A 26,987-nucleotide genomic window follows, 5' to 3' on the forward strand; every position below is an offset into this window, starting at 1 on the left:
CCTTTACTCCTTCTCACTGGACTCTGGCAGATGCCAGAAATCGAAAAAATTAAACCAGTCGAGCGGCGACATGAGGGCGTAATGTTCCAGCCGCTGCGCATAGCGATCGACGGTATCTTGCAGTGCCTGCTGGCGTTCACCGCGCGGCAGGCGCAGCGGGTCGGCAAACGGCTCGCAGTGCAGGACGAGCTTACCCTGCTGGCGCAGGGCGAAAATCAGCACCACCGGGCAGCGCAGGATGGAGGCCAGGATAAACGGCCCCTGTGGGAACGGTGCAGGCTGGCCCATGAATCGGCTCCAGATCACGCGCCATTCGCCGCCGCGCTGCGGATTCACCGCGATGCGATCCCCCACAATCGCGACCCATTCACCGCGCTCAAGCTTCTCTTTGATGGCAATGGCGGTGTCCGGGCCGATGTCGGTGACCGACATCAAATTCACGCCAGCTTCGGGCGCCATTTCGCTCATGATTTGCTTAAAGCGCTGGGCGTTCTCGCTGAAAACCAGGGCGTTGATGATTTTACTGCCTTCCAGCTGAGCCAGGGCCCGGCAGGCCTCTACGTCGCCAAGGTGCGAGGCCAGCAGCAGTTTGCCCTGTGGAGCCGCGATGTTTAACGCTTCGCTCGCGCCGGGGGCAAAGACAATATCGCGATGAAGCTTCAGTTCGCCGCGCCAGCTGGCGACTTTATCCAGCATCGCGTTGCCGAAGCGCATGAAATGGAAAAAGCTGTTAAGCCGTGAGGGAACAGGCATGCTCCGCTGACGCAGTTCTTGCTTCACTCTCGCCATCCACTGCCGCGAGGCCTGCCGCGCCGGACGCGCGATAAGCCAGTACACGCCGATAACCGGCCACAACAGCACGGTAAAGGCCCGCCGACCCAGCCGTTCCCAGACGCGCAGCATCAGGCGCATCCCCCACAGACCCTTGACCTCGTCCTGCTGCGCCCAGTGCTGGCGGCGTCGACGGAAAAGCAGGCCGGGCATGCGGGGCAGCATGCCGAAGAAGAGCCGGGTATGCATCAGGGAGATCCGCACGTTATCTTTTAGCGCGTCGAAGTGGGACAAACCGTCCTGCGGATAGGTCACGCGCGTGGGCAGAAAGACGCTGGTGTTGCCCTGCCAGTAGAGACGAACCATCACTTCGGTGTCAAAGTCCATCCGCTTGCCGAGCGGTTCGCGCGCTGCCAGCCGCAGCGTGGGTGAAACCGGATAGACCCGAAAGCCGCACATGCTGTCTTTAAGCTGCAGCGATAAGGTTTCAATCCACACCCAGACGTGGGTGATCCAGCGCCCGTAAAGTCGTGAGCGCGGAATAGAGTCATCGTAAATGGGCTGCCCGGAAATCAGCGCGTCCGGGTGGCGCTCCGCCAGCGCCAGCAGTTTGGGGATATCCTCAATGGCGTGTTGGCCGTCCGCATCCACCTGCACGGCGTGGGTGTAGCCCGTCCGCGCGCACTCCTCCAGCCCTCTGATGACCGCGGCACCTTTTCCGGCGTTTTGCGCCAGACGAACCAGCGTCATCTGCGGCTGCTCCGCCGCCAGGCGCTCAAGCTCCTGACGGGTGACTGCGTCGCTGCCGTCATCCACCACCAGGCACGGCAGGCCGAACGGCGCGAGACGTGACAGCACGCGGGCAATCATCGCGCCGTGGTTGTAGCACGGGATCAGCACGCAGGGACGAAAGATTACTGACATAGACGAATTTTCCCGCTGCTGGCGGTGTGGCGCTCAGCCCCGGCATGGCGTTGATAGCTGAAGGTCAGCATCTGACGTTCGGCATGCCACTCAAGCATCAGCGTCACCGTGGTTTCCGGCAGCAGTGGTGCCTGAAACTTCACGTTTTGAATGCTGTGAAAGCGATAGCCCGGTGCCAGTAACGTCGTGGCGTAGTGCATCACCCAGTCAAGCTGCGCAACGCCGGGCAGCAGCGGTTGTACGGCGAAATGGCCCTGAAACCAGAACAGCGTTGCGTCGAGATGCAAAACGATCTCCAGCTTCTCCGGCTGTGTCTGGTGGCGCTCAATTTCATGAATTTTCATGAAATAACTCCTCTAACTGCGCATAGACACGCTTGTTCATACTGTTTACCGGCATTTCATCAACGATGCGCCAGTAGCGCGGCACCGCGACAGGTTCAAGCCACGGCAGCAGGGCGCGACGCCAGGCGAACTCCTGCGCTTTTTTATCCTGCACATACCCGCGCTGACGGGCCGTTTCATCCAGAACCAGCAGGGCGCCAATCCCCTGACGACCCCCGCGCGTGACCGGCAGTGCGGCCGCTTCGCAAATACCGTCGAGCTCCAGCAGGCGGCGTTCGATCTCGTTAAGCGAGATGCGTTTTTCTTCAATTTTGACCACTCGCCCGCGGCGACCGGCGATGCTGAAAAGCCCCTCGCTGTCGAAGTGCAGGATATCGTCGAGCTGGAGCCCTTCTGGCTCATGGATCAGTGGCGACGTAACGCGACAGGCGTCATCTTCCTGATGGAAGATCACGCCGGGGAACGGTAGCCAGGGCACGTTATCCTCCTGACGATGGCGCCAGGCGAGGATCCCGGTTTCGGTACTGCCATAAATTTCATCCGGCCAAAGGTTAAGCCAGCCAGAGGTGGTCGAGACGTCACGCCAGGGCAGCATTCCACCTGCTGAAATCAGCATCCTGACGGGCGGCGCGGCAAGCTCGGTATCCAGGCGCTTCAGGAACGCCGGGCTGCTGATGAACAGGTATTGCCTGTCAGGAGGCAGAGCGGCCAGTTGTTCTGCGTAATAGAGCATCGCGGCATGCAGCGGCAGGCCCAGCGCCATCGGCAAGACGATACGGAATGTCAGGCCATACAGGTGTTGCGGTACGACCGAGGCCACAATGCTGCATCCGGCCAGACGCTCACCAAAGCGGTTAGCCAGCAGGCGGGCTTCGCGATCCAGACTGACGATGTGCTTAACCACCCGGCGCGGCGTGCCCGTGGAGCCTGAGGTGAACAGTTCAACGAAGCGGTTTTCGTCAATGGCCGGCAGAGGCACCCAGTGGCTGGCTGTCTGGTGGCTGGAGGCCACCACAATCTGTTTCCCACGAAAACCAAGAGTGCGATCGCTCAGAACGCCGCTAAACAAAGATTGCTGTTCTTCAAGCTGGGAGACGCGGCTATGGCCGGGAATGACCGGTGTTTTACCGGCGTGCAGCGAGGCCAGCAGCGCAACAATAAACAGGTAGCTGTTTTCAAAGCACAGCGCCCAGCGCTCGCCTTCCTGCTGACGCAGGGTCTCGACCAGTAAGGTTACATCGTGGCGCAACTGGCCCAGCGTCCAGGTACGATCGTCAAGCCATGCAACAGGCGTGTCGTCAGGGCGCGGCGCATTTAACCACTGGCCCAGCGGAAGGGGGTTAGTCATTGTGCATCTCTTTTTTTATCACCCGCTGGCGCACCAGCCACTCTGCTGCCATCAGCATCCCCATCAGGATGTAAGCCACCATACCGTTCCATAGCGTCCACAGATGCATGTCGCCGTGGAGGACGGTAAACAGCGCCATCGTGCCGTTGCCGACGAAAAAACCGCACCAGACGAGGGTCACCTTACGGGTATAGCGCACGCCCTCCGGGGGCAAGTTTGGCTCGCGCAAGCGCGCCAGTCGTTCGACAAGCGGCATCGCTGTCCACAGCGAGCCGCCAAACACGGCCAGCATGACAAGGTTGACGACCACCGGGTAGAGCAGCAGCCACTGGTGGGCTTTCAGCAGGTAGCTTGCCGTGCAGAGGGCGATCCCCGCCAGCGCCACGCACTGCACCACATACCGCATCGGGCTTGTGTTCCGCTGCGCCTGACGCAGCCGCAGCAGTAACACCAGAGCCATCACGGGTAATAGCCACTGCAGGCTGTTATGCGCCAGCCCAAATCCAATCAGGAAGGGCCACGCCAGCAGCATCAACCCCGTCAGAAGTGGGATGATCGGGAATGTCCGTCCGCCGCGCACGACGTCTTACTCTTCGCGCAGAAGCTGTTCGACGGCGTCTACCACATCCTGAACGGTACGAACCGATTTGAAGGTTTCCGGCTTGATTTTCTTGCCCGTTTTCTTCTGCAGATGAACAATCATGTCCACCGCATCAATGCTGTCCAGCTCCAGGTCTTCGTAAAGACGGGCTTCAGGGGTAATATCCTGCGGGTCGATTTCAAACAGTCGGGTCAGAAGGCCACAGACTTCCTGATAAATGGTTTCTTGTTCGGTCATCGTGATCACATCTCAGGCGCGTTGAGCGTTGATAAAGGACGCCAGCGTGGCGACGGAAAAGAAGTGCTGGCGCATCTCTTCGCTTTCAGCGGAAAGCACCACGCCATACTGGTTTTTCACGGCCAGACCCAGTTCCAGCGCGTCGATAGAGTCGAGACCCAGCCCATCGCCAAACAGCGCGGCATCGGTATCAATATCCTCTGCGGTAAGCTCGTCCAGATTCAGCGTGGTGATAATGAGATTCTTAATTTCAAGATAAAGCGCTTGCATCATTAATTCCTGACAAAGATTGAAGGCCTGATGTTAATCGATGCTGTAGATGCCGGTTTAACTGCCTTGCCGCCAGCGCCGGTTCTTGTTCATTTGCATCGTAAAATTCGTGGATGTTCACGCGGTCGCGGACATCCACGGTGAAGACAGGTTTTTCTGGCGGCACATCATACCAGCGACTTTTTTTATCCAGCAGATGTTCGCTACAGTGGATCAGCACCACCCGCAGATCGCTGTTACAGCGCACGGCGATATTTGCTGCGCCGCGCTGGAGGGAAATAGCTTCGCCAGACCGGGTACGTGTGCCTTCCGGGAAGATTAACAGCGTGTCGCCCTGAGCCAGACGCTGCTGGCTTGCAGCCAGCAGAGGCTCGGCTTCGCTGTTAATCAGGTAATCCGCCGCGCGGATGACGCCGCTGACAAACGGATTGCGCAGCAGCGCGCTTTTCACCAGACAGTCGGTTTCTGGCATCACCGATGCCAGAATCACGTAGTCAATTAACGTGGGGTGGTTAGCCACCACCAGACAACCCCGATCGTTGCGCAGGGCGTCAAGATTGTGAATGCGATAGTCCAGTACCCCGAGGCCACGGGCAACGGTCAGGAAGAAGCGGAAGCTGGCCGCAATGCTGCGCCGCGCAAGGCGACGGCGGTTGGTGCGGTCGCGCTGGACGATCAGCAGCAGGTTGAACCATACCAGTGACAGCAGCAGCCCGCCCACGCCAAACAGCACGAAGCAGAATCCGGTCATCACCAGACGCCATAACCAGTTAATTCGGGCAGTCAGGCGGTTCATGCGCGCGTCCATTGCCACAGCAAACGTTCGCCGGGTACCACAAACTGGCGTGCCTCGCTGAGATAGCGTTGCAGGAAGACCAGGCTTTGCGGAAGGGCGGGTTCATCCCCCGTGCTGCCGCTGCGGGTTTCACACTGCAATTCCTTGCCGGATTCAATCACCAGCGCCAGCGCGTAGGGCCAGGTGGGCATCTGGTGCGGTAACGCCGGGTGGTAAAATTCCGGCAGTGCGCCGTCAAAATCGACCAGCAAGACGCGGGAGTAGCCCGCCTGCAGCAGGCTCAGGACTTCACATAATGCCTGCTGGAAGGTGTCCAGCCCGGCAGAAATGGATGACGAGACGATTGCCTGGCGTGCGGTTATCGTGAGATTGCCCACCGCCGAGTTGTGCACGGACATGGCGAAGTCGGTAGGCGATACGGATTGCCCCGTCGCCAGAGCATGCAGAATACGGTAGTTGCGCTCCAGCTCGCCGTGGCGGCTGGAATAGACGACGGCATCAATGGCGTGGTGTTGCAGCATAGCGAGACCAATGTCCACCGCCAGCTTACTGCCTGAATTGAGGCGGCGCGCGGTCATCATGGGTAAAGCGGTCAGCCGGGGAAGCGGGGCCGCTGGATCGACGGGCAGTTGCAGGCGTGACCACGCCTGCCACTCTGTGGCATCGCTGAGTCCTGGGGCTCTCGCCTGCCAGTCGATAATGTTCAGTGAAAATTTCATCTACGCGCGTCCGCGAAAAAAACCGTATTCAAAGGGCAGACCTGGCCACCCGGGCAGCTAAGCTGCTCTATTGTTCACGTTTGGTGCATATCAGCAGGGTATGCCCGACCCCAAGGTTATCCAGACGCTGTTCAACGCTGAAACCTGCGCTCTCCAGGTAACGATAAAACGCCTCTACGCTGTAAAACCGGCTATTGCCATTCGCCATACAGGTGAAATAGAGCGAGGTGGCATTCAGGCTGAAAGAGGCCGCTTCAAACTTCTGGGCATCCCAGAAAAGCTCCATGATGCACAAACGTGCGCCTGGCTTCATGACCTGTGCGACGCGCGTCAGCATGGCGACAATCTGATCCGGAGAGAAACAATCCAGAAACTGGCTCATCCACCAGACGTCGGCCTCACCCGGCAAGGCTGCTGGGCTAAGCATATCGACAGCATGGAATCCAATACGATGAGAAAAACCTGCTTTTGCGATGTTTTCCTGCGCCAGCGCTATCTGCTGCGGCAGGTCGAGGATCGTCACGGCAACATTTTCGTCATAGCGGCAGCAGCGTAACGCCCATTTACCCGTATTTCCGCCCACATCGTACAATTTTGTCGGCGAGCTTGCGAATATATATGGCAAAGCGGCATCAAACGCGGCGTCGGAATAGTAATGATCAAAGGCGAACCAGCTCTCTTTCGCCTGAGCCGGTAATTGGGATAATGCCGGATAGATGGTTGGCCAGTTGCCAAACACCGCTAATCCCGCAGGTTTTTCTTCCTTCAGGGCGTCCGCCAGGTGAAATAGCCCTTTGTAACAAACGTCCTGAGTGAAATCCATATTTACGCGGGTCATTTCATCGTGCAGTAAAAAGTGGCCCACTTTCGCCAGAAAATAACGTCCATGCTGTTGGGTAACGATCCGCCCGCTTAATCCCATATCCAGCAGTACGCTGACGCCATAGCTGCCGAGCGTGCTGTGTTCGGTTATTTCCTCGAGGCTGGCACCCTCTTTACCTTGTTTATCGAGCCAGGCGAGAATGCCTGAGTTACGCAGACAAAGCGCGGTCTGAAATAACATCGGAGCAAAAGCGATGCGTTGCGCTTCGGTAATGGCATCCAGTGCGCTGAGCGTATCCTTTTCGTACATTGCTGCGTAACCTTTCAGGGCAAGAAATAGGGGTTATCGGGCCATATGCGGCCCGACTTTAGAAAAATATTACAGTGCGGCGCCCGCGGAGAGGTTCAGCTGAATATCGTGGTCGAGGTTATTCACCCAACGGTTATAATTTTTGTGAATTTTACCGTCAGCCGCTTTCAGGTTCATACTGCTTTCGTAGTTAATGGAATAGCTTGTGGCGGAATAAGGAATACGAACGTCGACCGAGTGGTCGCGCGCCTGCAGACGACCTTTGATAACGCCCGGACCGGCTTCCGTCATGATCCAGTCACGTTTTTGTCCTGCTTTCAAAATCGCTGTTTTTACCTGGTCGGCGGTATGACCCGCGCTCACAGTAGAGTGAACCTGAGCGATTGGGGCAGTACGCGCACAGCCTGCCAGTGCGCCAACGAATACGGCGGCAGCACACCATTTAACGATCTTTTTCATCAACAACTCCATATCAATAATAACAATTAAAGGTAGTGGTTTTTACAAATAATATTCATCCGGCGTTTCTTATGTGCCAGATGTTTTTTTAATCAATATTAAGGTTTGCATTACGTTGACGCGAAGGCGGGCATAATAACATGGAAAATAATTAACAATTTCATTTTTTTTAATTTGCGTTAAATCATGATTTGCGTTTCAACGTAATGCGACCGACGTAAACAAAAACAGAATTAATATTTCCTTAACGCAAATAAAAATACCGCGACAGGTTATGAACGCGGTAATTTAAGGTGGATTATTGGCGGTTTAAACCTACCTATAAAGGTAGGTCAGCTACCCGGGCAACCGGCTTTTCGGCCTTCCCGGCCCGAGCAAAATGGCCAGCTTGCTGCCGCCTTTGGTGGTCTCCATCCAGATCTTACACACGCTGGTCAGGGGGACCGAGAGCAGCATACCGACCGGGCCCAGCAGCCATCCCCAAACCAGTAAGGATAAAAAGACGACCAGCGTCGACATGCCGAGCCGGTGCCCCATCATGCGTGGCTCGAGAATATTGCCCAGCACCATATGCACGACGAGGAATAACGCGCCGACCAGCATACATTCGTAGAAACCGTTAAACAGAAACGCCTGAATCATCGGCGGCACGGCGGAAAGCACCGCGCCAATGTTGGGCACGTAGTTCAGCAGAAACGCCAGCACGCCCCACATCAGCGCGAACTGCACGTTCATCAGCATCAGCCCCAGCCAGACGATGATCCCGGTCCAGACGCTCAGCAGCGTTTTCAGCGCCAGATATTTAGAGACGCCCTTCAGCGCCCGGTGTAAGCCAGCAATGTGAATTTGTGGGTTATTCAGTGCAAAGCGCAGCTTATACGGGACGTGGCGGACTTCAAACAGCATAAACACCACCGTCATGACCAGCAGCAGAATGCTGGCCATCGCGCCGGAAAGCCCCGTCATCAAGGTGGTGGCGTAGGTCATGACCTTCTCGGAGTCCATCCTGCGCAGCATCCGTTCGGGTGAGATATGCAGATTAAGGAAGGGCACCATCTCCTGCAGCGCGACGATCTTACGCGTCAGCTCTTTGTTGTACTGCGGCAGCATGGTGGAGAATTCACTCAGCGAGGCCGCCAGCACGCCGAAGAGCGCCGTCAGGGCAATCAGCATCACGATGACGACAATGGTGATGGCGACCGGGCGGCTAACGCCCCGGCGCAGAAACCAGGTGACCAGAGGATTAAGCACAATGGCAAAAAAGAGCGCCAGCAGGAGCTGAACTATGATGTCGGCGGCCGCATGGATACCCGCAAGGATAACCACCAGACAGGCGAGTTTTAATAAGATGTGGAGTCCTGCTTTGTCGGACGGGTTAGCGATCATGCGCGTTCCTTAATGTGATGACCCGGTAAGTGTAGTGCCCGGGCCTCGCTTCGTCTGGCACCGTTAATCTGAAAGTCACTGCTGATTTTCTTATTGGGGCGTGGTAATAGTGAAACACTGTTGTAAAAAATCCAGGTAGAACCCCATGCCCGAACCTGCCGCTGAACCGGCACTGAGCGGACTGCGCCTCAATCTGCGCATCGTTTCCGTTGTGATTTTTAACTTTGCCAGCTATCTCACCATCGGCCTGCCGCTGGCGGTTCTGCCGGGCTATGTCCATGACGTCATGGGCTTCAGTGCCTTCTGGGCGGGGCTGGTGATTAGCCTGCAGTATTTCGCCACGCTCCTGAGCCGCCCGCATGCCGGGCGCTACGCGGACACGTTCGGTCCAAAAAGCATCGTGGTGGTGGGATTGTGTGGCTGCTTCCTCAGTGGCCTGAGCTACCTGCTGGCTGCCTCAGCCAGCCACTGGCCGCTGGTCAGCCTGGCGCTGCTCTGCCTGGGCCGCGTCATCCTCGGCATTGGGCAAAGCCTGGCGGGAACCGGCTCGACGCTCTGGGGCGTGGGGGTTGTCGGTACGCCACACATTGGTCGGGTGATCTCCTGGAACGGGATTGTCACCTACGGCGCGATGGCGCTCGGCGCGCCGCTTGGCGTGGCCTGCTATGCCTTTGGTGGGCTGTATGGCCTGGCCGTCACCATTATGGCGGTCGCGCTTGTGGCGATACTGTTTGCGCTGCCGCGCCCGACAGTGAAGGCCAGCAAGGGCAAACCGCTGCCGTTCCGGGCGGTGCTCGGGCGAGTCTGGCCATACGGGATGGCGCTGGCGCTGGCGACCACCGGCTTCGGGGTCATCGCCACCTTCATTACCCTGTTCTATGACGCCAAAGGCTGGGACGGCGCGGCCTTTGCGTTAACCCTGTTCAGCTGTGCGTTTGTTGGCGCGCGCCTGCTTTTCCCTAACGGTATCAACCGTCTGGGCGGGCTGAACGTGGCGACGATCTGCTTTGTGGTAGAGATTGTCGGGCTGCTGTTGACCGGCGTAGCCAGCGCGCCCTGGATGGCGAAAATGGGCGTATTTCTCGCGGGAGCCGGTTTTTCACTGGTCTTCCCGGCGCTGGGCGTGGTCGCGGTGAAAGCGGTGCCGCAGCAGAACCAGGGGGCGGCGCTGGCGACCTATACGGTGTTTATGGATATGTCGTTGGGCATTACCGGGCCGCTGGCAGGGCTGGTAATGGCCCGGGCGGGGGTACCGGTGATCTATCTCGCCGCGGCGGGTCTGGTCATGATGGCATTGCTGCTGACGTGGCGGCTAAAAAAATGGCCCCCGGTGCAGGCACCGGAGGCCACGTCATCATCGTGAAACGTTACTGGATTACGATGGTGTTAATGATGTTTTCAGCAGCCGTCTGCGCTTTCTGCTGATCTTCCGCTGGCAGGGTGATCTGCAGGGTCAGGAGTTTGTTATCAACCTTGCCCAGCACGACAGAGGAGTACGCGGTCTGGCCTTTCGCAGAGATGATGCTGTCCAGCTGCTGTAGCTTATGGCCTTTCAGCTCGATGGATTTATTGGTCACGACCTGCAGCTGCGGGTCGCGGCCGCGCTGCTGATCTTCCAGACGTTTGGACAGGACCGCCAGATCTTCGCTGGTGTCGTCGCCCACAATCACAATGACCGCTTTCTGCCCGGTTGCGTCGGAGTAAACGTGCATGTTATTCGCCTGAGTGCCCAGCTTGCCGCTCTGGTCAGTCATATCGGCTGGCAGAGAGAAGCTGAGTTTGCCATCCATCAGATTCACCGGCTGGCCGGTCGCATTGCTTTCTGCGGATGCGCCCTGAGCAGGCGTTTTCGTGTCGCTGTTATCACAGGCTGCAAGACCCACAACCAGCAGGCCAATCCCGACATATTTAACCAGATTGCGCATTGACTTCTTCCTTTCGATAAACGGCCATAACGGCTCATTCGCTCATCTTATCACAACTGATAAAGCGAACCCTTAACCAGCCTGCAATGCCGTGATTTCAGATTTATCTGCCAGCCTTTTCAGCAGCATATTCAGCAGCACGCCGTACATGGGCAGGAAGAACACAATGCTGATGAGCACCTTGAAGCAGTAGTCCACCAGCGCGATTTCCATCCAGTGTTCGGCCATGAACGCATCCGGGCTACGCCAGAAGGCGATGAAGAAGAAGGCCAGCGTATCGCTCACGTTACCGAACAGCGTGGAGGCGGTGGGTGCCATCCACCAGCGATGATTCTGACGCAGGCGATTAAACACGTGCACGTCCAGAATCTGCCCCAGCGCGTAGGCCATAAAGCTTGCTGCGGCGATACGGGCGACAAACAGGTTGAAGTGGGTTAACGCCTCAAAACCCTGCCAGCTTCCCATATAAAACAGGGACGACACCCCGTACGAGATGAACAGCGCCGGGAGCATGACCGCAAAAATAATGCGGCGAGCCAGCGGTGCGCCAAAAATACGCACGGTCAGATCGGTGGCGAGGAAAATAAACGGAAAGCTGAACGCGCCCCAGGTGGTATGAAAACCAAAGATGGAGATAGGGAGCTGCACCAGATAGTTGCTGGAGGTGATCACCAGCAAATGGAAAAGCGAAAGCCAGAACAACGCTTTTACGCGCTGTGATTCAGAAAACTGCGTCATATTGTGACCTTTTTATACGTTGGGGTGAGGGAACCCAATAAAAACCGCAGCATAATACTGCTTTGGCGGGACATTGCAATGGTTAGTTTTTACGCAATCGTTAACCTGGTTTGCATTGACCGCAACGGGGCGTAAACTACAGCCGTTTTTACCTGACCGAGAAGATCATGACCGACCTGTTTTCCAGCCCAGACCACACTCTTGATGCCCAGGGCCTTCGCTGCCCGGAACCGGTAATGATGGTACGTAAAACCGTGCGCAACATGCAGACCGGTGAAACGCTGCTGATCGTTGCCGACGACCCTGCCACCACGCGCGACATTCCCGGTTTTTGTACCTTTATGGAGCATGAGCTGGTGGCGCAGCAGACGGAAACGCTGCCGTACCGGTATTTGATTCGTAAGGGGTAGCCCTCACTTATTTGGGGGGAGGTTGGGGGTATCAGGCCGCACCCATGCTTGAACCTGTTCCTGAATATTTAAAAGCGAGTTTAACGGTAGATGACCTGCCTCTGGACGTCCCTGCCTTCGAACCGGAAGTTGATCAGTTGGGAAGCTATTGCCCGCTATTAACACAGTTGCTGTTGGCTCGTTCACTTTCAGAGAGTAATGAAAGAGTGGCTGGAGATTTGTTGCAAGGCTTAGTTGGGCTGTATAGCGGTATGTTGAAAGCACCGCGCTGGTTGCGTACAAATGAAGGCATCTTGCCACTGTGAAAAAAGTCGGGTGGCGCTAACGCTTACCCGACCTACGGGACTAGAGCCGTTGTAGGCCGGGTAAGGCGAAGCCGCCACCCGGCAAGAATACGGCCTCTGCGGCCTGATGCCCTCTCCCACAGGGAGAGGGAGAACGTCATCCTTTCATCCACGCCCGGATCCCGTCCAGGAACATCTGCGTTGCCATCATGACCAGAATGAGCCCCATCAGGCGCTCCAGCGCGTTTACCCCTTTTTCGCCCAGCAGGCGCAGGAACAGGGACGACTGCAGCAGAATGATAAACGTCCCGCCCCAGGCAATCAGCAGGGCAATGACCAGATGGCTCATCTGGTTCGGATACTGGTGCGACAGCAGCATCAGCGTCGCCAGAATGGTCGGCCCCGCGACGAGCGGGATCGCCAGCGGCACAATAAATGGCTCTTCACCCGCAGGCAGGCCGCTGCTGCTGCCTTCCGCGCTCGGGAAAATCATCTTAATCGCAATCAGGAACAGAATAATCCCACCGGAAATCGACACGGTTTCAGCGCGCAGGTTCAGGAAGGCGAGGATTTTTTCACCCGCAAACAGGAAGATAAACATCACCAGCAGGGCGATGAGCAGCTCGCGGATCATGATCGCCCGGCGGCGCTTCGGCTCGGTGTGCTTCAACACCGACATGAAGATCGGCAGGTTACCCAGGGGATCCATTATCAGGATCAATAAAACCGCTGCGGAAATGATTTCACTCATGTAAATTATCCCTGAATTTCTCTAAGGTTATTATGATAATTAGCTGTATTTCTGATTGCCGGGCAATCATCGATTAATTTCGCTTGCGACTTTGGCAGCATTTTGTAATGTGAAGCATATCCCAGTTCAATACTGGCTTGCACAATCAGCACACACCCTCAGCAGGAAAAAAATGCTATGAAAAACGTTGGTTTTATCGGCTGGCGCGGTATGGTCGGCTCTGTACTCATGCAACGCATGGTTGAAGAGCGCGATTTCGACGCTATCCGCCCGGTCTTCTTCTCCACTTCCCAGCTCGGCCAGGCTGCTCCGTCCTTTGGTGGTACCACAGGCACGTTGCAGGATGCTTACGATCTGGAAGCGCTGAAGGCACTCGACATTATTGTGACCTGCCAGGGCGGCGATTATACCAACGAAATCTATCCAAAGCTGCGTGAAAGCGGCTGGCAGGGCTACTGGATTGACGCGGCCTCGTCGCTGCGCATGAAAGACGATGCCATCATCATTCTCGACCCGGTTAACCAGGGCGTGATCGCCGATGGCCTGAACAACGGCGTAAAAACCTTTGTTGGCGGTAACTGCACCGTCAGCCTGATGCTGATGTCCCTCGGCGGCCTGTTCGCGCAGGATCTGGTGGAGTGGGTCTCCGTGGCGACCTACCAGGCGGCGTCCGGCGGCGGCGCGCGTCACATGCGCGAGCTGCTGACCCAGATGGGCCAGCTGCACCAGAGCGTCGCGACCGAGCTGGCAAACCCGGCGTCGGCTATTCTCGATATCGAGCGTAAAGTGACCGAGCTGACCCGCAGCGGCGAGCTGCCGGTGGATAACTTTGGCGTACCGCTGGCCGGCGGACTGATCCCGTGGATCGACAAGCAGCTGGATAACGGCCAGACCCGCGAAGAGTGGAAAGGCCAGGCCGAGACCAACAAAATCCTCAATACCGCGAACACCATTCCGGTTGACGGTCTGTGCGTGCGTATCGGCGCGCTGCGCTGCCACAGCCAGGCTTTCACTATTAAACTGAAAAAAGATGTGTCTATTCCGACCGTGGAAGAGCTGCTGGCCGCGCACAACCCGTGGGCGAAAGTGGTGCCAAACGATCGCGATATCACCATGCGCGAGCTGACCCCGGCAGCGGTGACCGGCACGCTGACCACGCCGGTTGGCCGTCTGCGTAAGCTGAACATGGGGCCGGAGTATCTCTCCGCGTTCACCGTCGGTGACCAGCTCCTGTGGGGCGCCGCTGAGCCGCTGCGCCGCATGCTGCGCCAGCTGGCGTAATAATTTGTTAAATACCGGGGGTGATTTTCACCCCTTTTTTTTGCGTACTACATGGAGTAACACGCGTATGTCTTATTTTTATCAGGAGTCATTTAGAGCGTTGGCTATGCTTTAAGGAAGAGTCATTTCTTACCTGAGGTTCGAGCGGAGCAGAATGGATGCACATTTTTGTGCTGTCCCGTTCAGGTCACATTAAAAGTCGTCCCGGAGCGCTTAAAAAGGACGACATAAAAAACAGGATGAATACCATGTCCGATCGTGTGGATAGAGACGTGATTAATGCGCTTATTGCGGGTCATTTCGCTGACCCCTTTTCTGTGCTTGGGATGCACCGTACTGAGGCCGGTCTGGAAGTTCGGGCACTGTTACCGGATGCCACAGAAGTCTGGGTGATTGAACCCAAAACCGGCCGCAAGGTCGGTAACCTTGAATGCCTCGATTCCCGTGGCTTCTTCTCGGGCGTGATGCCCCGTCGTAAAAATCCTTTTCGCTATCAGCTCGCCGTTCTCTGGCACGGCCAGCAGAACCTGATTGACGATCCCTACAGCTTCGGCCCTCTGCTTAAAGAGATGGATGCCTGGCTGCTCTCCGAGGGGACGCATCTGCGTCCTTATGAAACGCTGGGTGCCCATGCCGATACCATGGACGGCATCACCGGCACGCGGTTTTCCGTGTGGGCGCCCAATGCCCAGCGCGTCTCCGTTGTCGGCCAGTTCAACTACTGGGACGGCCGCCGTCACCCGATGCGCCTGCGTCGGGAAACCGGCATCTGGGAGCTGTTTATCCCCGGGGCACACCACGGGCAGCTTTATAAATTCGAGATGATCGACGCCCACGGCAAGCTGCGCATTAAAGCCGACCCGTATGCCTTCGAAGCGCAGATGCGCCCGGATACCGCGTCGCTGATCTGCGGCCTGCCGGAGAAGGTCGTCCAGACGGAGGAGCGTAAACAGGCCAACCGTTTTGATGCGCCAATATCCGTCTATGAAGTCCATCTCGGCTCCTGGCGCCGCCATACCGATAACAACTTCTGGCTGAGTTACCGGGAGCTTGCCGACCAGCTGGTGCCATACGCCAAATGGATGGGCTTTACCCACCTTGAGCTGCTGCCGGTCAACGAGCATCCGTTCGACGGCAGCTGGGGCTATCAGCCCACCGGGCTGTATGCGCCGACCCGCCGCTTCGGCACCCGCGACGACTTCCGCTATTTCATTGATGCCGCGCACGCCGCCGGGCTGAACGTGATCCTCGACTGGGTGCCGGGCCATTTCCCGGCGGATGATTTTGCGCTGGCAGAGTTTGACGGCACGAAGCTGTACGAGCATAGCGATCCGCGCGAGGGCTATCACCAGGACTGGAACACGCTGATCTACAACTACGGTCGCCGTGAAGTATCGAACTACCTGGTCGGGAATGCCCTGTACTGGATCGAGCGGTTTGGTATTGACGCCCTGCGCGTGGATGCGGTGGCGTCGATGATCTACCGCGACTACAGCCGCAAAGAGGGGGAGTGGATCCCGAACGAGTTTGGCGGCCGCGAAAACCTGGAAGCCATTGAATTCCTGCGTAATACCAACCGCATTATCGGCGAGCAGGTGGACGGTGCCGTGACCATGGCGGAAGAGTCAACCGACTTTGCGGGCGTCTCCCGTCCGCCGTCATCAGGCGGCCTGGGGTTCTGGTATAAGTGGAACCTGGGCTGGATGCACGACACGCTCGACTACATGAAGCTGGATCCGGTTCACCGTAAGTATCATCACGACAAGCTGACGTTCGGGATGCTCTACAACTACACCGAAAACTTCATGTTGCCGCTGTCGCACGATGAGGTGGTACACGGTAAAAAATCGATTCTCGACCGCATGCCGGGCGACGCGTGGCAGAAGTTTGCCAACCTGCGCGCCTATTACGGCTGGATGTTTGCCTTCCCGGGCAAGAAACTGCTGTTCATGGGCAATGAGTTCGCCCAGGGTCGCGAGTGGAACCACGACGCCAGCCTCGACTGGCATCTGCTGGAAGGCGGCGACAACTGGCACCACGGCGTGCAGCGTCTGGTGCGCGATCTGAACCTGACCTATCGCCACCACAAAGCGCTGCACGAGCTCGACTTCGATCCGTACGGCTTTGAATGGCTGGTGGTGGACGACCACGAGCGCTCGGTGTTTGTCTTTGTGCGTCGTGACAAAGCGGGTAACGAGATCATCGTCGCCAGCAACTTTACGCCGGTGCCGCGCGAACATTACCGCTTCGGCATTAACCAGCCGGGCAAATGGCGCGAAATTCTGAATACCGACTCGATGCACTACCACGGCAGCAACGCCGGTAACGGTGGGCTGGTACAGAGCGACGCCATTGAAAGCCACGGGCGACCCAACTCCCTGAGCCTGACGCTGCCGCCGCTTGGCACCATCTGGCTGATGCGGGAGGGCGAATGACGCAGCTTACGGCAGGTAAACCCGAACCGCTCGGGGCGCATTTTGACGGAAAAGGGGTGAACTTCACCCTCTTTTCCGCTCACGCCGAGCGGGTTGAACTGTGCGTGTTTGACGGGGAAGGTAACGAGCACCGTTACGATTTACCCGCGCGCACGGGGGATACCTGGCACGGCTACCTGGCCGGAGGACGGCCCGGTATGCACTATGGCTTTCGCGTTCACGGTCCGTGGGATCCCTCGCAGGGGCACTGGTTTAACCCGGCGAAGCTGCTGATTGACCCGTGCGCGCACCGCGTGGACGGTGAATTTAAAGATGACCCGCTCTTCCACGTGGGCTACGGCGAGCCCGACCACCGCGACAGCGCGCCCGTCGCGCCAAAAAGCGTGGTGGTGAACGATCTTTATGACTGGGAAGACGATGCCCCGCCGCAGACGCCGTGGGGCAAGACCGTTATTTATGAAGCCCACGTCAAAGGGCTGACGTACCTGCATCCGTCGATCCCCAAAGAGATGCGCGGCACCTACAAGGCGCTCGGGCATCCCACCATGATCGCCTACCTGAAACACCTCGGCATCACCGCTCTGGAACTGCTCCCCGTCGCCCTTTTTGCCAGCGAGCCGCGTCTGCAGCGGCTGGGGCTGAGCAACTACTGGGGCTATAACCCGCTGGCGATGTTCGCGCTCGAGCCGCGCTATGCCGTCCATCCGGAAAAGGCGCGGGACGAGTTCCGCGATGCGGTGAAGGCGCTCCACGCGGCGGGCATTGAGGTCATTCTGGACGTGGTGCTGAACCACAGCGCAGAAAGCGATCTCGACGGCCCGACGCTCTCCATGCGCGGAATTGATAACCGTAGCTATTATTGGATCAGGCACGATGGCGATTATGAGAACTGGACCGGCTGCGGTAACACGCTCAATCTCAGCCATCCGGCGGTTACGCATTTTGCGTATGAATGCCTGAAATACTGGGTGGAGACGTTCCACGTCGACGGTTTTCGTTTCGACCTGGCGCCCGTCATGGGACGCACGCCGGCGTTCAGCCAGCAGGCGCCATTGTTTGAGGCGATAAAAAACTGTCCGGTGCTCTCGCAGGTGAAGCTGATTGCCGAGCCGTGGGACATTGGTGAAGGCGGTTATCAGGTCGGGAATTTCCCGCCGCTGTTTGCCGAGTGGAACGACCACTACCGCGACGCCGTACGCCGCTTCTGGCTGGAGCGGAACCTGTCGCTGGGGGAATTTGCCGGGCGCTTTGCCGCGTCGAGCGATCTCTTTAAGCGCGACGGCAAACGCCCGTCGGCCACCGTTAATCTGTTGACGGCGCACGACGGTTTTACGCTCAGGGACTGCGTTTGTTTCAATCAGAAACACAATGAGGCGAACGGCGAAGAGAATCGCGATGGCACTAACAATAACCATAGCTTTAATCATGGTATAGAAGGGTTAGGCGGAAGTCTGGATGTGATAGAGCGGCGACGCGCCAGCGTTCATGCGCTGCTGACAACGCTTTTACTGTCGCAGGGCACGCCGATGCTGCTGGCAGGCGACGAGCAGGGTCACAGCCAGCACGGTAACAACAACGCCTATTGCCAGGACAACACCTTAACCTGGCTCGACTGGGGTGAAGCCAACAGCGGGCTGATTCATTTTACCGCTGCGCTGATCCATCTTCGTCAGCAGATCCCCGCGCTGACCGCCAACAGCTGGTGGGAAGAGGGTGACGGCAACGTTCGCTGGCTGAATAAAGACGCGCAACCGTTAAGCGCGCAAGAGTGGCAACACGGCGTACCACGCCTGCAAATCCTGCTGTCGGATAAATGGCTGGTCACGCTGAACGCGACGGATGACGTCGCAGAGATTGTTTTACCTGACGGGGAGTGGCGAGCCGTTCCCCCCTTTGCCGGAGCGGATAATCCGGTAGTAATGGCTGTCTGGCACGGGCCTGCGCACGGAGTGTGCGTATTCCAAAGATGATAAAAAAGGAGTTAGTCATGGTTAGATTAGAGAAGAACGATCCCTTAATGTTGGCACGCCAGCTACCATTAAAAACGGTTGCCCTGATACTTGCGGGCGGGCGTGGTACCCGTCTGAAAGATTTGACCATCAAGCGCGCCAAGCCGGCCGTTCACTTTGGTGGTAAGTTCCGTATTATCGACTTTGCGCTCTCCAACTGCCTGAACTCGGGCATTCGCCGCATTGGCGTCATCACGCAGTATCAGTCGCACACCCTGGTGCAGCATATTCAGCGCGGCTGGTCATTCTTCAGCGAAGAGATGAACGAATTTGTCGATCTCCTTCCTGCGCAGCAGCGCGTTCACGGCGAGAACTGGTATCGCGGAACGGCGGATGCGGTCACCCAGAACCTCGACATCATTCGTCGCTATAACGCGGAATACATTGTGATCCTCGCCGGGGACCACATTTACAAGCAAGATTACTCCCACATGCTCATCGACCACGTCGAAAAAGGGGCGCGCTGCACCGTGGCGTGTCTGCCTGTGCCCGTTGCTGAAGCGACGGCGTTTGGCGTCATGCACGTAGATGCCGACGACAAAATTATCGACTTCGTTGAAAAACCGGCGAACCCGCCAACCATGCCGGGCGATGACACCAAATCGCTCGCCAGCATGGGGATCTATGTCTTTGACGCAGATTATCTTTATGAGCTGCTGGAAGAAGACGACAAAGACGAAAACTCAAGCCACGACTTCGGTAAAGACATCATTCCGAAAATCACCAAAGCTGGCATGGCGTATGCACATCCTTTCCCGCTGTCCTGCGTGCAGTCCGACCCGAATGCGGAGCCTTACTGGCGCGATGTGGGAACGCTGGAAGCGTACTGGAAAGCCAACCTGGACCTGGCGTCCGTGACGCCCGAGCTGGATATGTACGACCAGAACTGGCCGATTCGTACCCATATGGAATCCCTGCCGCCTGCGAAATTTGTTCAGGACCGCTCCGGCAGCCACGGTATGACGCTGAACTCGCTGGTCTCCGGCGGGTGCATTATCTCCGGTTCGGTGGTGGTGCAGTCCGTGCTGTTCCCGCGCGTGCGGATAAATTCATTCTGTAATATCGATTCGGCAGTCTTGTTGCCGGACGTCTGGGTAGGGCGCTCGTGTCGTCTACGTCGTTGCGTGATCGACCGTGCCTGCGTCATCCCTGAAGGGATGGTCATTGGGGAGAATGCGGAAGAAGACGCGCGTCGTTTCTACCGTTCGGAAGAGGGGATCGTGTTAGTCACACGGGAAATGTTGCGGAAGCTGCAAATCAAACAGGAGCGATGATGCAGGTTTTACACGTATGTTCTGAGATGTTCCCGTTATTAAAAACGGGCGGTCTGGCAGATGTGCTTGGCGCATTACCGGCGGCGCAAATCGCCGGAGGCGTGGATACCCGAGTCCTGCTGCCCGCCTTTCCGGATATCCGGCGCGGTATACCTGATGCAAAAGTGGTGACCCGCCGTGAAACGTTTGCCGGACGCATTACCCTGCTGTTTGGACATTACAATGGCGTAGGGATTTACCTGATCGACGCGCCGCATTTATACGATCGCCCGGGCAGCCCGTATCACGATACGAACCTGTTCGCCTACACCGACAACGTGCTGCGCTTTGCGCTGCTCGGCTGGGTCGGCGCCGAAATGGCGACGGGGCTGGATCCGTTCTGGCGTCCGGATGTGGTGCATGCGCACGACTGGCACGCCGGGCTTGCTCCGGCGTATCTCGCCGCGCGCGGCCACCCGGCGAAATCGGTCTTTACCGTGCATAACCTGGCCTATCAGGGGATGTACTACGCCCATCACATGAATGACATCGATCTGCCATGGTCGTTCTTTAACATGCACGGTCTGGAGTTTAACGGACAGATCTCGTTCCTGAAGGCGGGGCTGTACTACGCCGATCACATCACGGCGGTGAGCCCAACCTACGCGCGTGAGATCACCCAGCCGGCGTTTGGCTACGGCATGGAAGGGTTGCTGCAGCAGCGCCACCGCGAAGGCCGCCTGTCGGGCATTCTGAACGGCGTGGATGAACAGATCTGGAGCCCGGAAACCGATCTCCTGCTGGCGGCGCGCTACGGCCGTGATTCCGTGGAGGACAAAGCGGAAAACAAACGCCAGCTGCAGATTGCGATGGGCCTGAAGGTTAACGACAAAGTGCCGCTGTTCGCCGTCGTAAGCCGCCTGACCAGCCAGAAAGGGCTGGATCTGGTGCTGGAGGCGCTGCCCGGTTTACTGGAGCAGGGCGGGCAGCTGGCGCTGCTCGGCGCGGGCGACCCGGTGCTGCAGGAAGGTTTCCTTGCCGCCGCCGCGGAACATCCGGGGCAGGTCGGCGTACAGATTGGTTACCACGAGGCGTTTTCGCATCGCATTATGGGCGGCGCGGACGTCATCCTGGTGCCGAGCCGTTTCGAACCCTGCGGCCTGACGCAGCTTTACGGCCTGAAATACGGCACCCTGCCGCTGGTGCGCCGCACGGGCGGGCTGGCGGATACGGTATCGGATAGCTCACTGGAAAACCTGGCGGACGGTATCGCCAGCGGGTTTGTCTTTGAGGACAGTAATGCCTGGTCGCTGCTTCGGGCGATTCGGCGTGCTTTCGTCTTGTGGTCCCGTCCATCGCTGTGGCGCTACGTCCAACGCCAGGCGATGTCCATGGACTTTAGCTGGCACGTTGCGGCGCAGTCATACCGCGATCTCTATCAACGCTTGATGTAACGAGGCGAAGTTACTGATATGAACGCTCCATTTAGCTACTCTTCACCCACGCTCAGCGTTGAGGCGTTAAAGCACTCCATCGCCTACAAGCTGATGTTCACCATCGGGAAAGATCCGGTTATTGCCAACAAGCACGAGTGGCTGAACGCCACCCTGTTTGCGGTGCGCGACCGCTTAGTTGAACGCTGGCTACGCTCAAACCGCGCCCAGCTCTCGCAGGAGACGCGTCAGGTTTACTATCTGTCGATGGAATTTTTGATTGGCCGCACGCTGTCCAATGCGCTGTTGTCGCTCGGTATTTATGACGACGTCAAAACCGCACTGGAAGAGATGGGGTTAGATTTAGAAGAACTGATCGACGAAGAGAACGACCCGGGCCTCGGTAACGGCGGTCTGGGACGTCTTGCCGCCTGCTTCCTCGACTCGCTGGCGACGCTCGCGCTGCCGGGCCGCGGCTACGGTATTCGCTACGATTACGGCATGTTCAAGCAAAACATCGTCGACGGGCGTCAGAAAGAGTCCCCGGACTACTGGCTGGAGTACGGCAACCCGTGGGAGTTCAAGCGCCACAACACGCGCTACAAGGTGCGCTTTGGCGGGCGTATTCAGCAGGAAGGAAAAAAATCCCGCTGGGTGGAAACGGAAGAGATCCTGGCCGTGGCCTACGACCAGATTATCCCCGGCTACGACACCGATGCCACCAACACGCTGCGCCTGTGGAGCGCTCAGGCCAGTAGCGAAATTAACCTCGGTAAATTTAACCAGGGTGACTACTTCGCGGCGGTGGAGGATAAAAACCACTCCGAGAACGTGTCCCGCGTGCTGTACCCGGATGACTCGACCTACTCAGGCCGCGAGCTGCGCCTGCGTCAGGAGTATTTCCTCGTTTCGGCGACCATTCAGGATATCCTCAGCCGCCACCATCAGCTGCACAAAACCTACGCCAACCTGGCGGAGAAAACCGCGATCCACCTTAATGACACCCACCCGGTGCTCTCTATTCCGGAGCTGATGCGCCTGCTCATCGACGAGCATAAGTTCAGCTGGGACGACGCCTTTGAGGTGACCTGCCAGGTGTTCTCGTACACCAACCACACGCTGATGAGCGAAGCGCTGGAGACGTGGCCGGTGGACATGCTCGGCAAAATCCTGCCGCGCCATCTGCAGATTATCTTTGAGATTAACGACTACTTCCTCAAGACGCTGCAGGAGCAGTATCCAAACGATACCGGCCTGCTGAGCCGCGCGTCCATCATTGATGAGTCGAACGGCCGCCGCGTGCGCATGGCCTGGCTGGCGGTTGTCATCAGCCACAAGGTCAACGGCGTGTCCGAGCTCCACTCGAACCTGATGGTGCAGTCGCTGTTTGCGGACTTCGCGAAGATCTTCCCGACGCGGTTCTGCAACGTGACCAACGGCGTCACCCCGCGCCGCTGGCTGGCGCTGGCTAACCAGCCGCTCTCTGAGGTGCTGGACGAGAATATCGGCCGCACCTGGCGTACCGATTTGAGCCAGCTGAGCGAGCTGGAGCAGCATATTGATTTCCCGACGGTGAACAAAGCCGTGCGCGAAGCCAAGCTGCTGAACAAAAAGCGTCTGGCGGTCTGGCTGGCGATGCACCTGAACGTGGTGGCAAACCCGAAAGCGCTGTTCGACGTGCAGATCAAACGCATCCACGAATACAAGCGTCAGCTGATGAACGTGCTGCACGTGATCACCCATTACAACCGGATTAAGGCCGACCCGACGGCCGAATGGGTGCCGCGCGTGAAGATCTTCGCCGGTAAGGCGGCGTCGGCCTACTACATGGCGAAGCACATTATTCATCTCATCAACGACGTGGCGAAGGTGGTTAACCAGGATCCGGATATTGGCGACAAGCTGAAGGTGGTGTTCATTCCGAACTACAGCGTCAGCCTGGCGCAGCTGATCATCCCGGCGGCGGATCTCTCTGAGCAGATTTCCACGGCGGGGACGGAGGCATCCGGCACCAGTAACATGAAGTTTGCCCTCAACGGCGCGCTGACCATCGGCACGCTGGACGGGGCGAACGTCGAGATGCTGGAGCACGTGGGCGAAGACAATATCTTTATCTTCGGTAATACGACGGAAGAGGTAGAGGCGCTGCGCAGGAAAGGCTACTCGCCGCGTCAGTATTACGAAGAGGATGAAGAGTTGCGTCAGGTGCTGACGCAGATTGCAACCGGCGTGTTTAGCCCTGATGAACCGAGCCGCTACCGCGATCTGGTGGATTCGCTGATTAACTTTGGCGATCACTATCAGGTGCTGGCGGATTACCGCAGCTACGTCGACTGTCAGGATAAGGTGGACGAACTGTATCGCCAGCCTGAGAAGTGGACCAGCGCCGCGATGTACAACATCGCCAATATGGGCTATTTCTCGTCAGACAGGACCATCAAGGAGTATGCCGAGACGATCTGGCATATTGATCCGGTGAGGTTGTAAAAATAAAGCCCGGTGGCGCTGCGCTTACCGGGCCTACGGGATCGAGTAGGCCGGGTAAGGCGGAGCCGCCACCCGGCTTTTTTGTATTAGGACGCCAGCGACAGCTCGCGTTTCGCCGCATGTTGCAGCAACCACTGCGCCACGCGAGACTGCTGTTCGGCGTTGAGCCACATCCCTTCTTTGGTACGGCGCCAGATAGCATCATCCAGACGACGCACCCACTCGTGCTCAACCAGATAACGCAGCTCGGCTTCGTACAGCTCGTGACCGAAATGCTCGCCCAGATCGGCAATCTCTTTTGCATCACCCAGGATCAGCTCGGTATTGCTGCCGTAGGTGCGGGCATAGTGGCGCGCCATCCCTTCAGTGATGAACGGGAAGCGACGGCGCAGCTTCGCGGCGTAATCATCGCGGTTATCGCCGATATCACCGCCGGGCAGAACCGCGCCTTTGGTCCATGCCGGGCCAATGCCTTTATAGTACGGCGCCAGTTTTTCCAGCGCGTGCTCGGCCAGCTTGCGGTAGGTGGTGAGCTTGCCGCCAAACACGGACAGCAGCGGCGCCTGACCGTCTACGTCGTGAATATCGAGCGTATAGTCGCGGGTGATGGCCTGCGGTGAATCAGACTCGTCATCGCACAGCGGACGCACGCCGGAGTAGGTCCAGACCACGTCGTCGCGCGACAGCTGTTTCTTAAAGTGCGCGTTATACACTTTAAGCAGGTAGTTCACTTCGCTCTCGTCGATCTCGACGTTCTTCGGATCGCCTTTGTACTCCACGTCGGTGGTGCCGATGATGGAGAACTCGTCCATCCACGGGATCACAAACACGATGCGCTTGTCTTCGTTCTGCAGAATGTAGGCCTGCTTCTGGGTATGCACGCGCGGCACCACAATGTGGCTGCCCTTTATCAGGCGGATGCCGTACGGGGAAGGCAGATGCATGCCCTCGTCAAAGAACTGTTTCACCCACGGGCCGGTGGCGTTCACCAGGCCGCGCGCTTTCCAGCTGAACTTCTCGCCGGTATCGATATCTTCCGCCTCGACAATCCACAGGCCGTTTTCACGGCGGGCAGCGGTCGCGCGGGTGCGGGTTTTCACCTCGCCGCCTTTCTTCTCAACCATCTGCGCGTTCGCCAGCACCAGGCGGGCATCGTCCACCCAGCAGTCGGAATATTCGAATCCGCGCACGATTTCAGGCTTAAGGACCGATTCTGAGCCAAAACGCAAACCTTTCGAACCCGGGAGGCTGGTGCGTTTACCCAGATGATCGTACATAAACAGACCAATTCGGATCATCCACGCCGGACGCAGATGCGGGCGATGGGGCAGGCGGAAGCGCATCGGAATCGCCAGATGCGGGGCCATTTTCAGCAGCACTTCACGTTCGGCCAGCGCTTCGCTGACCAGGCGGAATTCGTAGTGTTCCAGGTAGCGCAGGCCACCGTGAATCAGTTTGGAGCTGGCGGACGACGTCGCGCAGGCGAGATCGTTAGCTTCCAGCATCAGTACGGATAAACCGCGTCCTGCGGCATCGACCGCAATACCGGCACCGTTGATGCCACCGCCTATCACAATCAGATCTTTGGTTTCCATAACACCCTCATGCACTTTCGTTAAAGCTCAGAAATGTTCGATATCGCTCATAATAGCAAAGGAACGCGCTTTTGGTAACATCAAAAAAACAATTTAGAGTGATATGGATAACATAATGGCGTTTACCCGCCGCCAGGACGTACACTACGGGGTAAAATCTTGTCGTTGACCACTGTTAAGAGAACACCATGGATCAGTTTGAATGTATTAACGTAGAAGAAGCCCACCAGAAGATGCACCAGGGAAAAGCGGTGCTGGTGGACATCCGCGATCCGCAGAGTTTTGCGATGGGCCATACGCCGGGCGCGTTTCATCTTACCAACGACACGCTGGGCGCGTTTATGCGCGATAACGACTTCGACACGCCGGTGATGGTCATGTGCTACCACGGCAACAGCAGCAAAGGCGCGGCGCAGTACCTGCTTCAGCAGGGTTACGACGCGGTTTACAGCGTCGACGGCGGTTTCGATGCCTGGCATCGTCATTTCCCGGCGGAAGTGGAATACGCGTTTGAGCGCTGATCCCGCTATACTGTCCCCTTTTGTGTGGAAATAAGCGACCGCTGCCCATGTTGATGATCACCTCTTTTACCAACCCGCGCGTCGCCCAGGCGTTTGTCGACTATATGGCGACGCAGGGCGTTATTCTGACTATTCAGCAACATACGCAGACCGACGTCTGGCTGGCCGATGAGAGCCAGGCCGGGCGGGTAAACGAGGAGCTGGCGCGTTTTCTTGAGAACCCTGGCGACCCGCGCTATCTCGCGGCCAGCTGGCAATCCGGCCAGACCGGCAGCGGATTGCACTACAGCCGCTTTCCCTTCCTCGCCACCCTTCGCGAGCGCGCGGGCCCGTTTACGCTGCTGCTGATGGCGGCCTGCATCATTGTCTTCATTATCATGAACGTGGTCGGCGACCAGAGCGTAATGATTGCCCTGGCGTGGCCCTATGATCCGTCGCTTGAGTTTGACGTATGGCGCTACTTTAGCCACGCGCTGATGCACTTCTCGGTGATGCATATCCTCTTTAACCTGCTCTGGTGGTGGTATCTCGGCGGTGCCGTTGAAAAGCGTCTGGGCAGCGGCAAGCTGATCGTTATCACCATCATCAGCGCCCTGTTGAGCGGCTACGTACAGCACAAGTTCAGCGGCCCGTGGTTCGGCGGGCTGTCGGGTGTCGTCTATGCCCTGATGGGCTACGTCTGGCTTCGCGGGGAGCGCGATCCGCAAAGCGGCATCTATCTGCAACGCGGATTGATAACCTTTGCGTTAATATGGCTAATTGCCGGATGGTTTGATCTGTTTGGTATGTCTATCGCCAACGGTGCGCACGTCGCCGGGCTGGCCGTGGGGCTGGCGATGGCCTTTGCCGACACGCTCCATGCGCGAAAACGAACATAA

General features: G+C 57.7%; 26 protein-coding genes. 11 read left to right on the forward strand and 15 right to left on the reverse strand.

Annotated elements, in window-relative coordinates; translation table 11 throughout:
- Positions 1-3: 3 nt before the first annotated feature.
- The 11 genes from AA74_RS0100590 to AA74_RS0100640 form a co-directional block, all read right to left on the reverse strand.
- A complete protein-coding gene (locus tag AA74_RS0100590) occupies positions 4-1,695 on the reverse strand; it encodes a glycosyltransferase (protein ID WP_023345045.1) in 1,692 nt (563 codons plus the stop codon).
- Complete coding sequence (locus AA74_RS0100595; RefSeq protein ID WP_008503085.1) at positions 1,686-2,039, reverse strand: hydroxymyristoyl-ACP dehydratase; 354 nt, start codon at positions 2,037-2,039, stop codon at positions 1,686-1,688. Before AA74_RS0100595 ends, AA74_RS0100590 begins: the two co-directional genes overlap by 10 nt.
- Positions 2,026-3,387, reverse strand: a complete 1,362-nt coding sequence (locus tag AA74_RS0100600; protein WP_025910260.1) for an acyl-CoA synthetase — start codon at positions 3,385-3,387, stop codon at positions 2,026-2,028. The genes AA74_RS0100595 and AA74_RS0100600 overlap by 14 nt, the downstream gene beginning before the upstream one ends.
- Complete coding sequence (locus tag AA74_RS0100605; RefSeq protein WP_023294735.1) at positions 3,380-3,919, reverse strand: hypothetical protein; 540 nt, start codon at positions 3,917-3,919, stop codon at positions 3,380-3,382. The genes AA74_RS0100600 and AA74_RS0100605 overlap by 8 nt, the downstream gene beginning before the upstream one ends.
- Positions 3,920-3,973: 54 nt before the next feature.
- Positions 3,974-4,225, reverse strand: coding sequence for an acyl carrier protein (locus AA74_RS0100610; RefSeq protein WP_008503082.1), 252 nt, complete (start codon positions 4,223-4,225; stop codon positions 3,974-3,976).
- A 12-nt stretch (positions 4,226-4,237) separates the two neighbouring features.
- On the reverse strand, positions 4,238-4,495 hold the full coding sequence (locus AA74_RS0100615; RefSeq protein ID WP_008503081.1) for a phosphopantetheine-binding protein: 258 nt from the start codon (positions 4,493-4,495) through the stop codon (positions 4,238-4,240).
- The gene (locus tag AA74_RS0100620; RefSeq protein WP_025910266.1) at positions 4,476-5,291 is read right to left on the reverse strand and encodes a 1-acyl-sn-glycerol-3-phosphate acyltransferase; all 816 of its coding nucleotides are present in this window, start codon (positions 5,289-5,291) and stop codon (positions 4,476-4,478) included. The genes AA74_RS0100615 and AA74_RS0100620 overlap by 20 nt, the downstream gene beginning before the upstream one ends.
- Positions 5,288-6,010: a beta-ketoacyl synthase chain length factor gene (locus AA74_RS0100625; protein WP_008503079.1), complete on the reverse strand. Its 723-nt coding sequence runs from the start codon at positions 6,008-6,010 to the stop codon at positions 5,288-5,290. Before AA74_RS0100625 ends, AA74_RS0100620 begins: the two co-directional genes overlap by 4 nt.
- A 67-nt stretch (positions 6,011-6,077) precedes the next feature.
- Positions 6,078-7,142: a class I SAM-dependent methyltransferase gene (locus AA74_RS0100630; protein WP_008503077.1), complete on the reverse strand. Its 1,065-nt coding sequence runs from the start codon at positions 7,140-7,142 to the stop codon at positions 6,078-6,080.
- Positions 7,143-7,211: 69 nt separating this feature from the next.
- Positions 7,212-7,601, reverse strand: a complete 390-nt coding sequence (locus AA74_RS0100635) for a hypothetical protein (protein ID WP_008503076.1) — start codon at positions 7,599-7,601, stop codon at positions 7,212-7,214.
- 336 nt (positions 7,602-7,937) lie between these two features.
- A complete protein-coding gene (locus AA74_RS0100640) occupies positions 7,938-8,987 on the reverse strand; it encodes an AI-2E family transporter (protein WP_008503075.1) in 1,050 nt (349 codons plus the stop codon).
- A 145-nt stretch (positions 8,988-9,132) separates the two neighbouring features.
- On the opposite strand from AA74_RS0100640, the gene AA74_RS0100645 reads away from it, so the two are divergent.
- The gene (locus AA74_RS0100645; RefSeq protein WP_025910271.1) at positions 9,133-10,350 is read left to right on the forward strand and encodes an MFS transporter; all 1,218 of its coding nucleotides are present in this window, start codon (positions 9,133-9,135) and stop codon (positions 10,348-10,350) included.
- Positions 10,351-10,354: 4 nt separating this feature from the next.
- Here AA74_RS0100645 and AA74_RS0100650 read toward each other — a convergent pair whose 3' ends face one another.
- Together AA74_RS0100650 and AA74_RS0100655 are read right to left on the reverse strand one after the other, a co-directional pair.
- The gene (locus AA74_RS0100650) at positions 10,355-10,912 is read right to left on the reverse strand and encodes a DcrB family lipoprotein (RefSeq protein ID WP_008503073.1); all 558 of its coding nucleotides are present in this window, start codon (positions 10,910-10,912) and stop codon (positions 10,355-10,357) included.
- Positions 10,913-10,984: 72 nt separating this feature from the next.
- Positions 10,985-11,650 carry a 7-cyano-7-deazaguanine/7-aminomethyl-7-deazaguanine transporter gene (locus AA74_RS0100655; RefSeq protein WP_008503072.1) on the reverse strand — a complete coding sequence of 222 codons (666 nt, stop codon included), beginning with the start codon at positions 11,648-11,650 and terminating at the stop codon, positions 10,985-10,987.
- A 167-nt stretch (positions 11,651-11,817) separates the two neighbouring features.
- On the opposite strand from AA74_RS0100655, the gene tusA reads away from it, so the two are divergent.
- Both tusA and AA74_RS01000000121880 read left to right on the forward strand, forming a co-directional pair.
- Positions 11,818-12,060: a sulfurtransferase TusA gene (tusA, locus tag AA74_RS0100660; protein WP_017693840.1), complete on the forward strand. Its 243-nt coding sequence runs from the start codon at positions 11,818-11,820 to the stop codon at positions 12,058-12,060.
- A gap of 44 nt (positions 12,061-12,104) precedes the next feature.
- Complete coding sequence (locus tag AA74_RS01000000121880) at positions 12,105-12,365, forward strand: hypothetical protein (RefSeq protein ID WP_032667191.1); 261 nt, start codon at positions 12,105-12,107, stop codon at positions 12,363-12,365.
- Between the two features lie 136 nt (positions 12,366-12,501).
- Here AA74_RS01000000121880 and yhgN read toward each other — a convergent pair whose 3' ends face one another.
- Positions 12,502-13,095, reverse strand: a complete 594-nt coding sequence (gene yhgN / locus AA74_RS0100665) for an NAAT family transporter YhgN (protein ID WP_003861574.1) — start codon at positions 13,093-13,095, stop codon at positions 12,502-12,504.
- Positions 13,096-13,272: 177 nt separating this feature from the next.
- On the opposite strand from yhgN, the gene asd reads away from it, so the two are divergent.
- The 6 genes from asd to glgP all read left to right on the forward strand — a co-directional run bounded on the left by asd (position 13,273) and on the right by glgP (position 23,993).
- Complete coding sequence (asd, locus tag AA74_RS0100670; protein WP_021242179.1) at positions 13,273-14,376, forward strand: aspartate-semialdehyde dehydrogenase; 1,104 nt, start codon at positions 13,273-13,275, stop codon at positions 14,374-14,376.
- 248 nt (positions 14,377-14,624) lie between these two features.
- Complete coding sequence (gene glgB / locus AA74_RS0100675) at positions 14,625-16,811, forward strand: 1,4-alpha-glucan branching enzyme (protein ID WP_021242180.1); 2,187 nt, start codon at positions 14,625-14,627, stop codon at positions 16,809-16,811.
- Positions 16,808-18,781: a glycogen debranching protein GlgX gene (gene glgX / locus AA74_RS0100680; protein WP_025910278.1), complete on the forward strand. Its 1,974-nt coding sequence runs from the start codon at positions 16,808-16,810 to the stop codon at positions 18,779-18,781. Before glgB ends, glgX begins: the two co-directional genes overlap by 4 nt.
- A gap of 17 nt (positions 18,782-18,798) precedes the next feature.
- Complete coding sequence (gene glgC, locus AA74_RS0100685; RefSeq protein ID WP_008503066.1) at positions 18,799-20,094, forward strand: glucose-1-phosphate adenylyltransferase; 1,296 nt, start codon at positions 18,799-18,801, stop codon at positions 20,092-20,094.
- Positions 20,094-21,527 (forward strand): glycogen synthase GlgA, encoded by a 1,434-nt coding sequence (gene glgA / locus AA74_RS0100690; protein ID WP_008503065.1) that lies wholly within the window; start codon positions 20,094-20,096, stop codon positions 21,525-21,527. Before glgC ends, glgA begins: the two co-directional genes overlap by 1 nt.
- 18 nt (positions 21,528-21,545) lie before the next feature.
- Positions 21,546-23,993 (forward strand): glycogen phosphorylase, encoded by a 2,448-nt coding sequence (gene glgP, locus AA74_RS0100695; RefSeq protein WP_025910282.1) that lies wholly within the window; start codon positions 21,546-21,548, stop codon positions 23,991-23,993.
- A gap of 86 nt (positions 23,994-24,079) precedes the next feature.
- Here glgP and glpD read toward each other — a convergent pair whose 3' ends face one another.
- The gene (glpD, locus tag AA74_RS0100700; RefSeq protein WP_008503063.1) at positions 24,080-25,588 is read right to left on the reverse strand and encodes a glycerol-3-phosphate dehydrogenase; all 1,509 of its coding nucleotides are present in this window, start codon (positions 25,586-25,588) and stop codon (positions 24,080-24,082) included.
- A 188-nt stretch (positions 25,589-25,776) separates the two neighbouring features.
- On the opposite strand from glpD, the gene glpE reads away from it, so the two are divergent.
- Together glpE and glpG are read left to right on the forward strand one after the other, a co-directional pair.
- Positions 25,777-26,109, forward strand: coding sequence for a thiosulfate sulfurtransferase GlpE (gene glpE, locus AA74_RS0100705; RefSeq protein WP_008503062.1), 333 nt, complete (start codon positions 25,777-25,779; stop codon positions 26,107-26,109).
- Positions 26,110-26,156: 47 nt separating this feature from the next.
- A complete protein-coding gene (glpG, locus tag AA74_RS0100710) occupies positions 26,157-26,987 on the forward strand; it encodes a rhomboid family intramembrane serine protease GlpG (RefSeq protein ID WP_023345039.1) in 831 nt (276 codons plus the stop codon).

The sequence above is a fragment of the Enterobacter sp. 5-4 genome, assembly GCF_000612205.1.
Lineage (GTDB): Bacteria > Pseudomonadota > Gammaproteobacteria > Enterobacterales > Enterobacteriaceae > Enterobacter > Enterobacter roggenkampii.

Excerpts from the sequence above, each read along its gene's own strand:
- AA74_RS0100590 (WP_023345045.1), bottom strand. The coding sequence starts at position 1,695 with ATGTCAGTAATCTTTCGTCCCTGCGTGCTGATCCCGTGCTACAACCAC.
- AA74_RS0100595 (WP_008503085.1), bottom strand. The coding sequence starts at position 2,039 with ATGAAAATTCATGAAATTGAGCGCCACCAGACACAGCCGGAGAAGCTG.
- AA74_RS0100600 (WP_025910260.1), bottom strand. The coding sequence starts at position 3,387 with ATGACTAACCCCCTTCCGCTGGGCCAGTGGTTAAATGCGCCGCGCCCT.
- AA74_RS0100605 (WP_023294735.1), bottom strand. The coding sequence starts at position 3,919 with ATGCTGCTGGCGTGGCCCTTCCTGATTGGATTTGGGCTGGCGCATAAC.
- AA74_RS0100610 (WP_008503082.1), bottom strand. The coding sequence starts at position 4,225 with ATGACCGAACAAGAAACCATTTATCAGGAAGTCTGTGGCCTTCTGACC.
- AA74_RS0100615 (WP_008503081.1), bottom strand. The coding sequence starts at position 4,495 with ATGCAAGCGCTTTATCTTGAAATTAAGAATCTCATTATCACCACGCTG.
- AA74_RS0100620 (WP_025910266.1), bottom strand. The coding sequence starts at position 5,291 with ATGAACCGCCTGACTGCCCGAATTAACTGGTTATGGCGTCTGGTGATG.
- AA74_RS0100625 (WP_008503079.1), bottom strand. The coding sequence starts at position 6,010 with ATGAAATTTTCACTGAACATTATCGACTGGCAGGCGAGAGCCCCAGGA.
- AA74_RS0100630 (WP_008503077.1), bottom strand. The coding sequence starts at position 7,142 with ATGTACGAAAAGGATACGCTCAGCGCACTGGATGCCATTACCGAAGCG.
- AA74_RS0100635 (WP_008503076.1), bottom strand. The coding sequence starts at position 7,601 with ATGAAAAAGATCGTTAAATGGTGTGCTGCCGCCGTATTCGTTGGCGCA.
- AA74_RS0100640 (WP_008503075.1), bottom strand. The coding sequence starts at position 8,987 with ATGATCGCTAACCCGTCCGACAAAGCAGGACTCCACATCTTATTAAAA.
- AA74_RS0100645 (WP_025910271.1), top strand. The coding sequence starts at position 9,133 with ATGCCCGAACCTGCCGCTGAACCGGCACTGAGCGGACTGCGCCTCAAT.
- AA74_RS0100650 (WP_008503073.1), bottom strand. The coding sequence starts at position 10,912 with ATGCGCAATCTGGTTAAATATGTCGGGATTGGCCTGCTGGTTGTGGGT.
- AA74_RS0100655 (WP_008503072.1), bottom strand. The coding sequence starts at position 11,650 with ATGACGCAGTTTTCTGAATCACAGCGCGTAAAAGCGTTGTTCTGGCTT.
- tusA (WP_017693840.1), top strand. The coding sequence starts at position 11,818 with ATGACCGACCTGTTTTCCAGCCCAGACCACACTCTTGATGCCCAGGGC.
- AA74_RS01000000121880 (WP_032667191.1), top strand. The coding sequence starts at position 12,105 with ATGCTTGAACCTGTTCCTGAATATTTAAAAGCGAGTTTAACGGTAGAT.
- yhgN (WP_003861574.1), bottom strand. The coding sequence starts at position 13,095 with ATGAGTGAAATCATTTCCGCAGCGGTTTTATTGATCCTGATAATGGAT.
- asd (WP_021242179.1), top strand. The coding sequence starts at position 13,273 with ATGAAAAACGTTGGTTTTATCGGCTGGCGCGGTATGGTCGGCTCTGTA.
- glgB (WP_021242180.1), top strand. The coding sequence starts at position 14,625 with ATGTCCGATCGTGTGGATAGAGACGTGATTAATGCGCTTATTGCGGGT.
- glgX (WP_025910278.1), top strand. The coding sequence starts at position 16,808 with ATGACGCAGCTTACGGCAGGTAAACCCGAACCGCTCGGGGCGCATTTT.
- glgC (WP_008503066.1), top strand. The coding sequence starts at position 18,799 with ATGGTTAGATTAGAGAAGAACGATCCCTTAATGTTGGCACGCCAGCTA.
- glgA (WP_008503065.1), top strand. The coding sequence starts at position 20,094 with ATGCAGGTTTTACACGTATGTTCTGAGATGTTCCCGTTATTAAAAACG.
- glgP (WP_025910282.1), top strand. The coding sequence starts at position 21,546 with ATGAACGCTCCATTTAGCTACTCTTCACCCACGCTCAGCGTTGAGGCG.
- glpD (WP_008503063.1), bottom strand. The coding sequence starts at position 25,588 with ATGGAAACCAAAGATCTGATTGTGATAGGCGGTGGCATCAACGGTGCC.
- glpE (WP_008503062.1), top strand. The coding sequence starts at position 25,777 with ATGGATCAGTTTGAATGTATTAACGTAGAAGAAGCCCACCAGAAGATG.
- glpG (WP_023345039.1), top strand. The coding sequence starts at position 26,157 with ATGTTGATGATCACCTCTTTTACCAACCCGCGCGTCGCCCAGGCGTTT.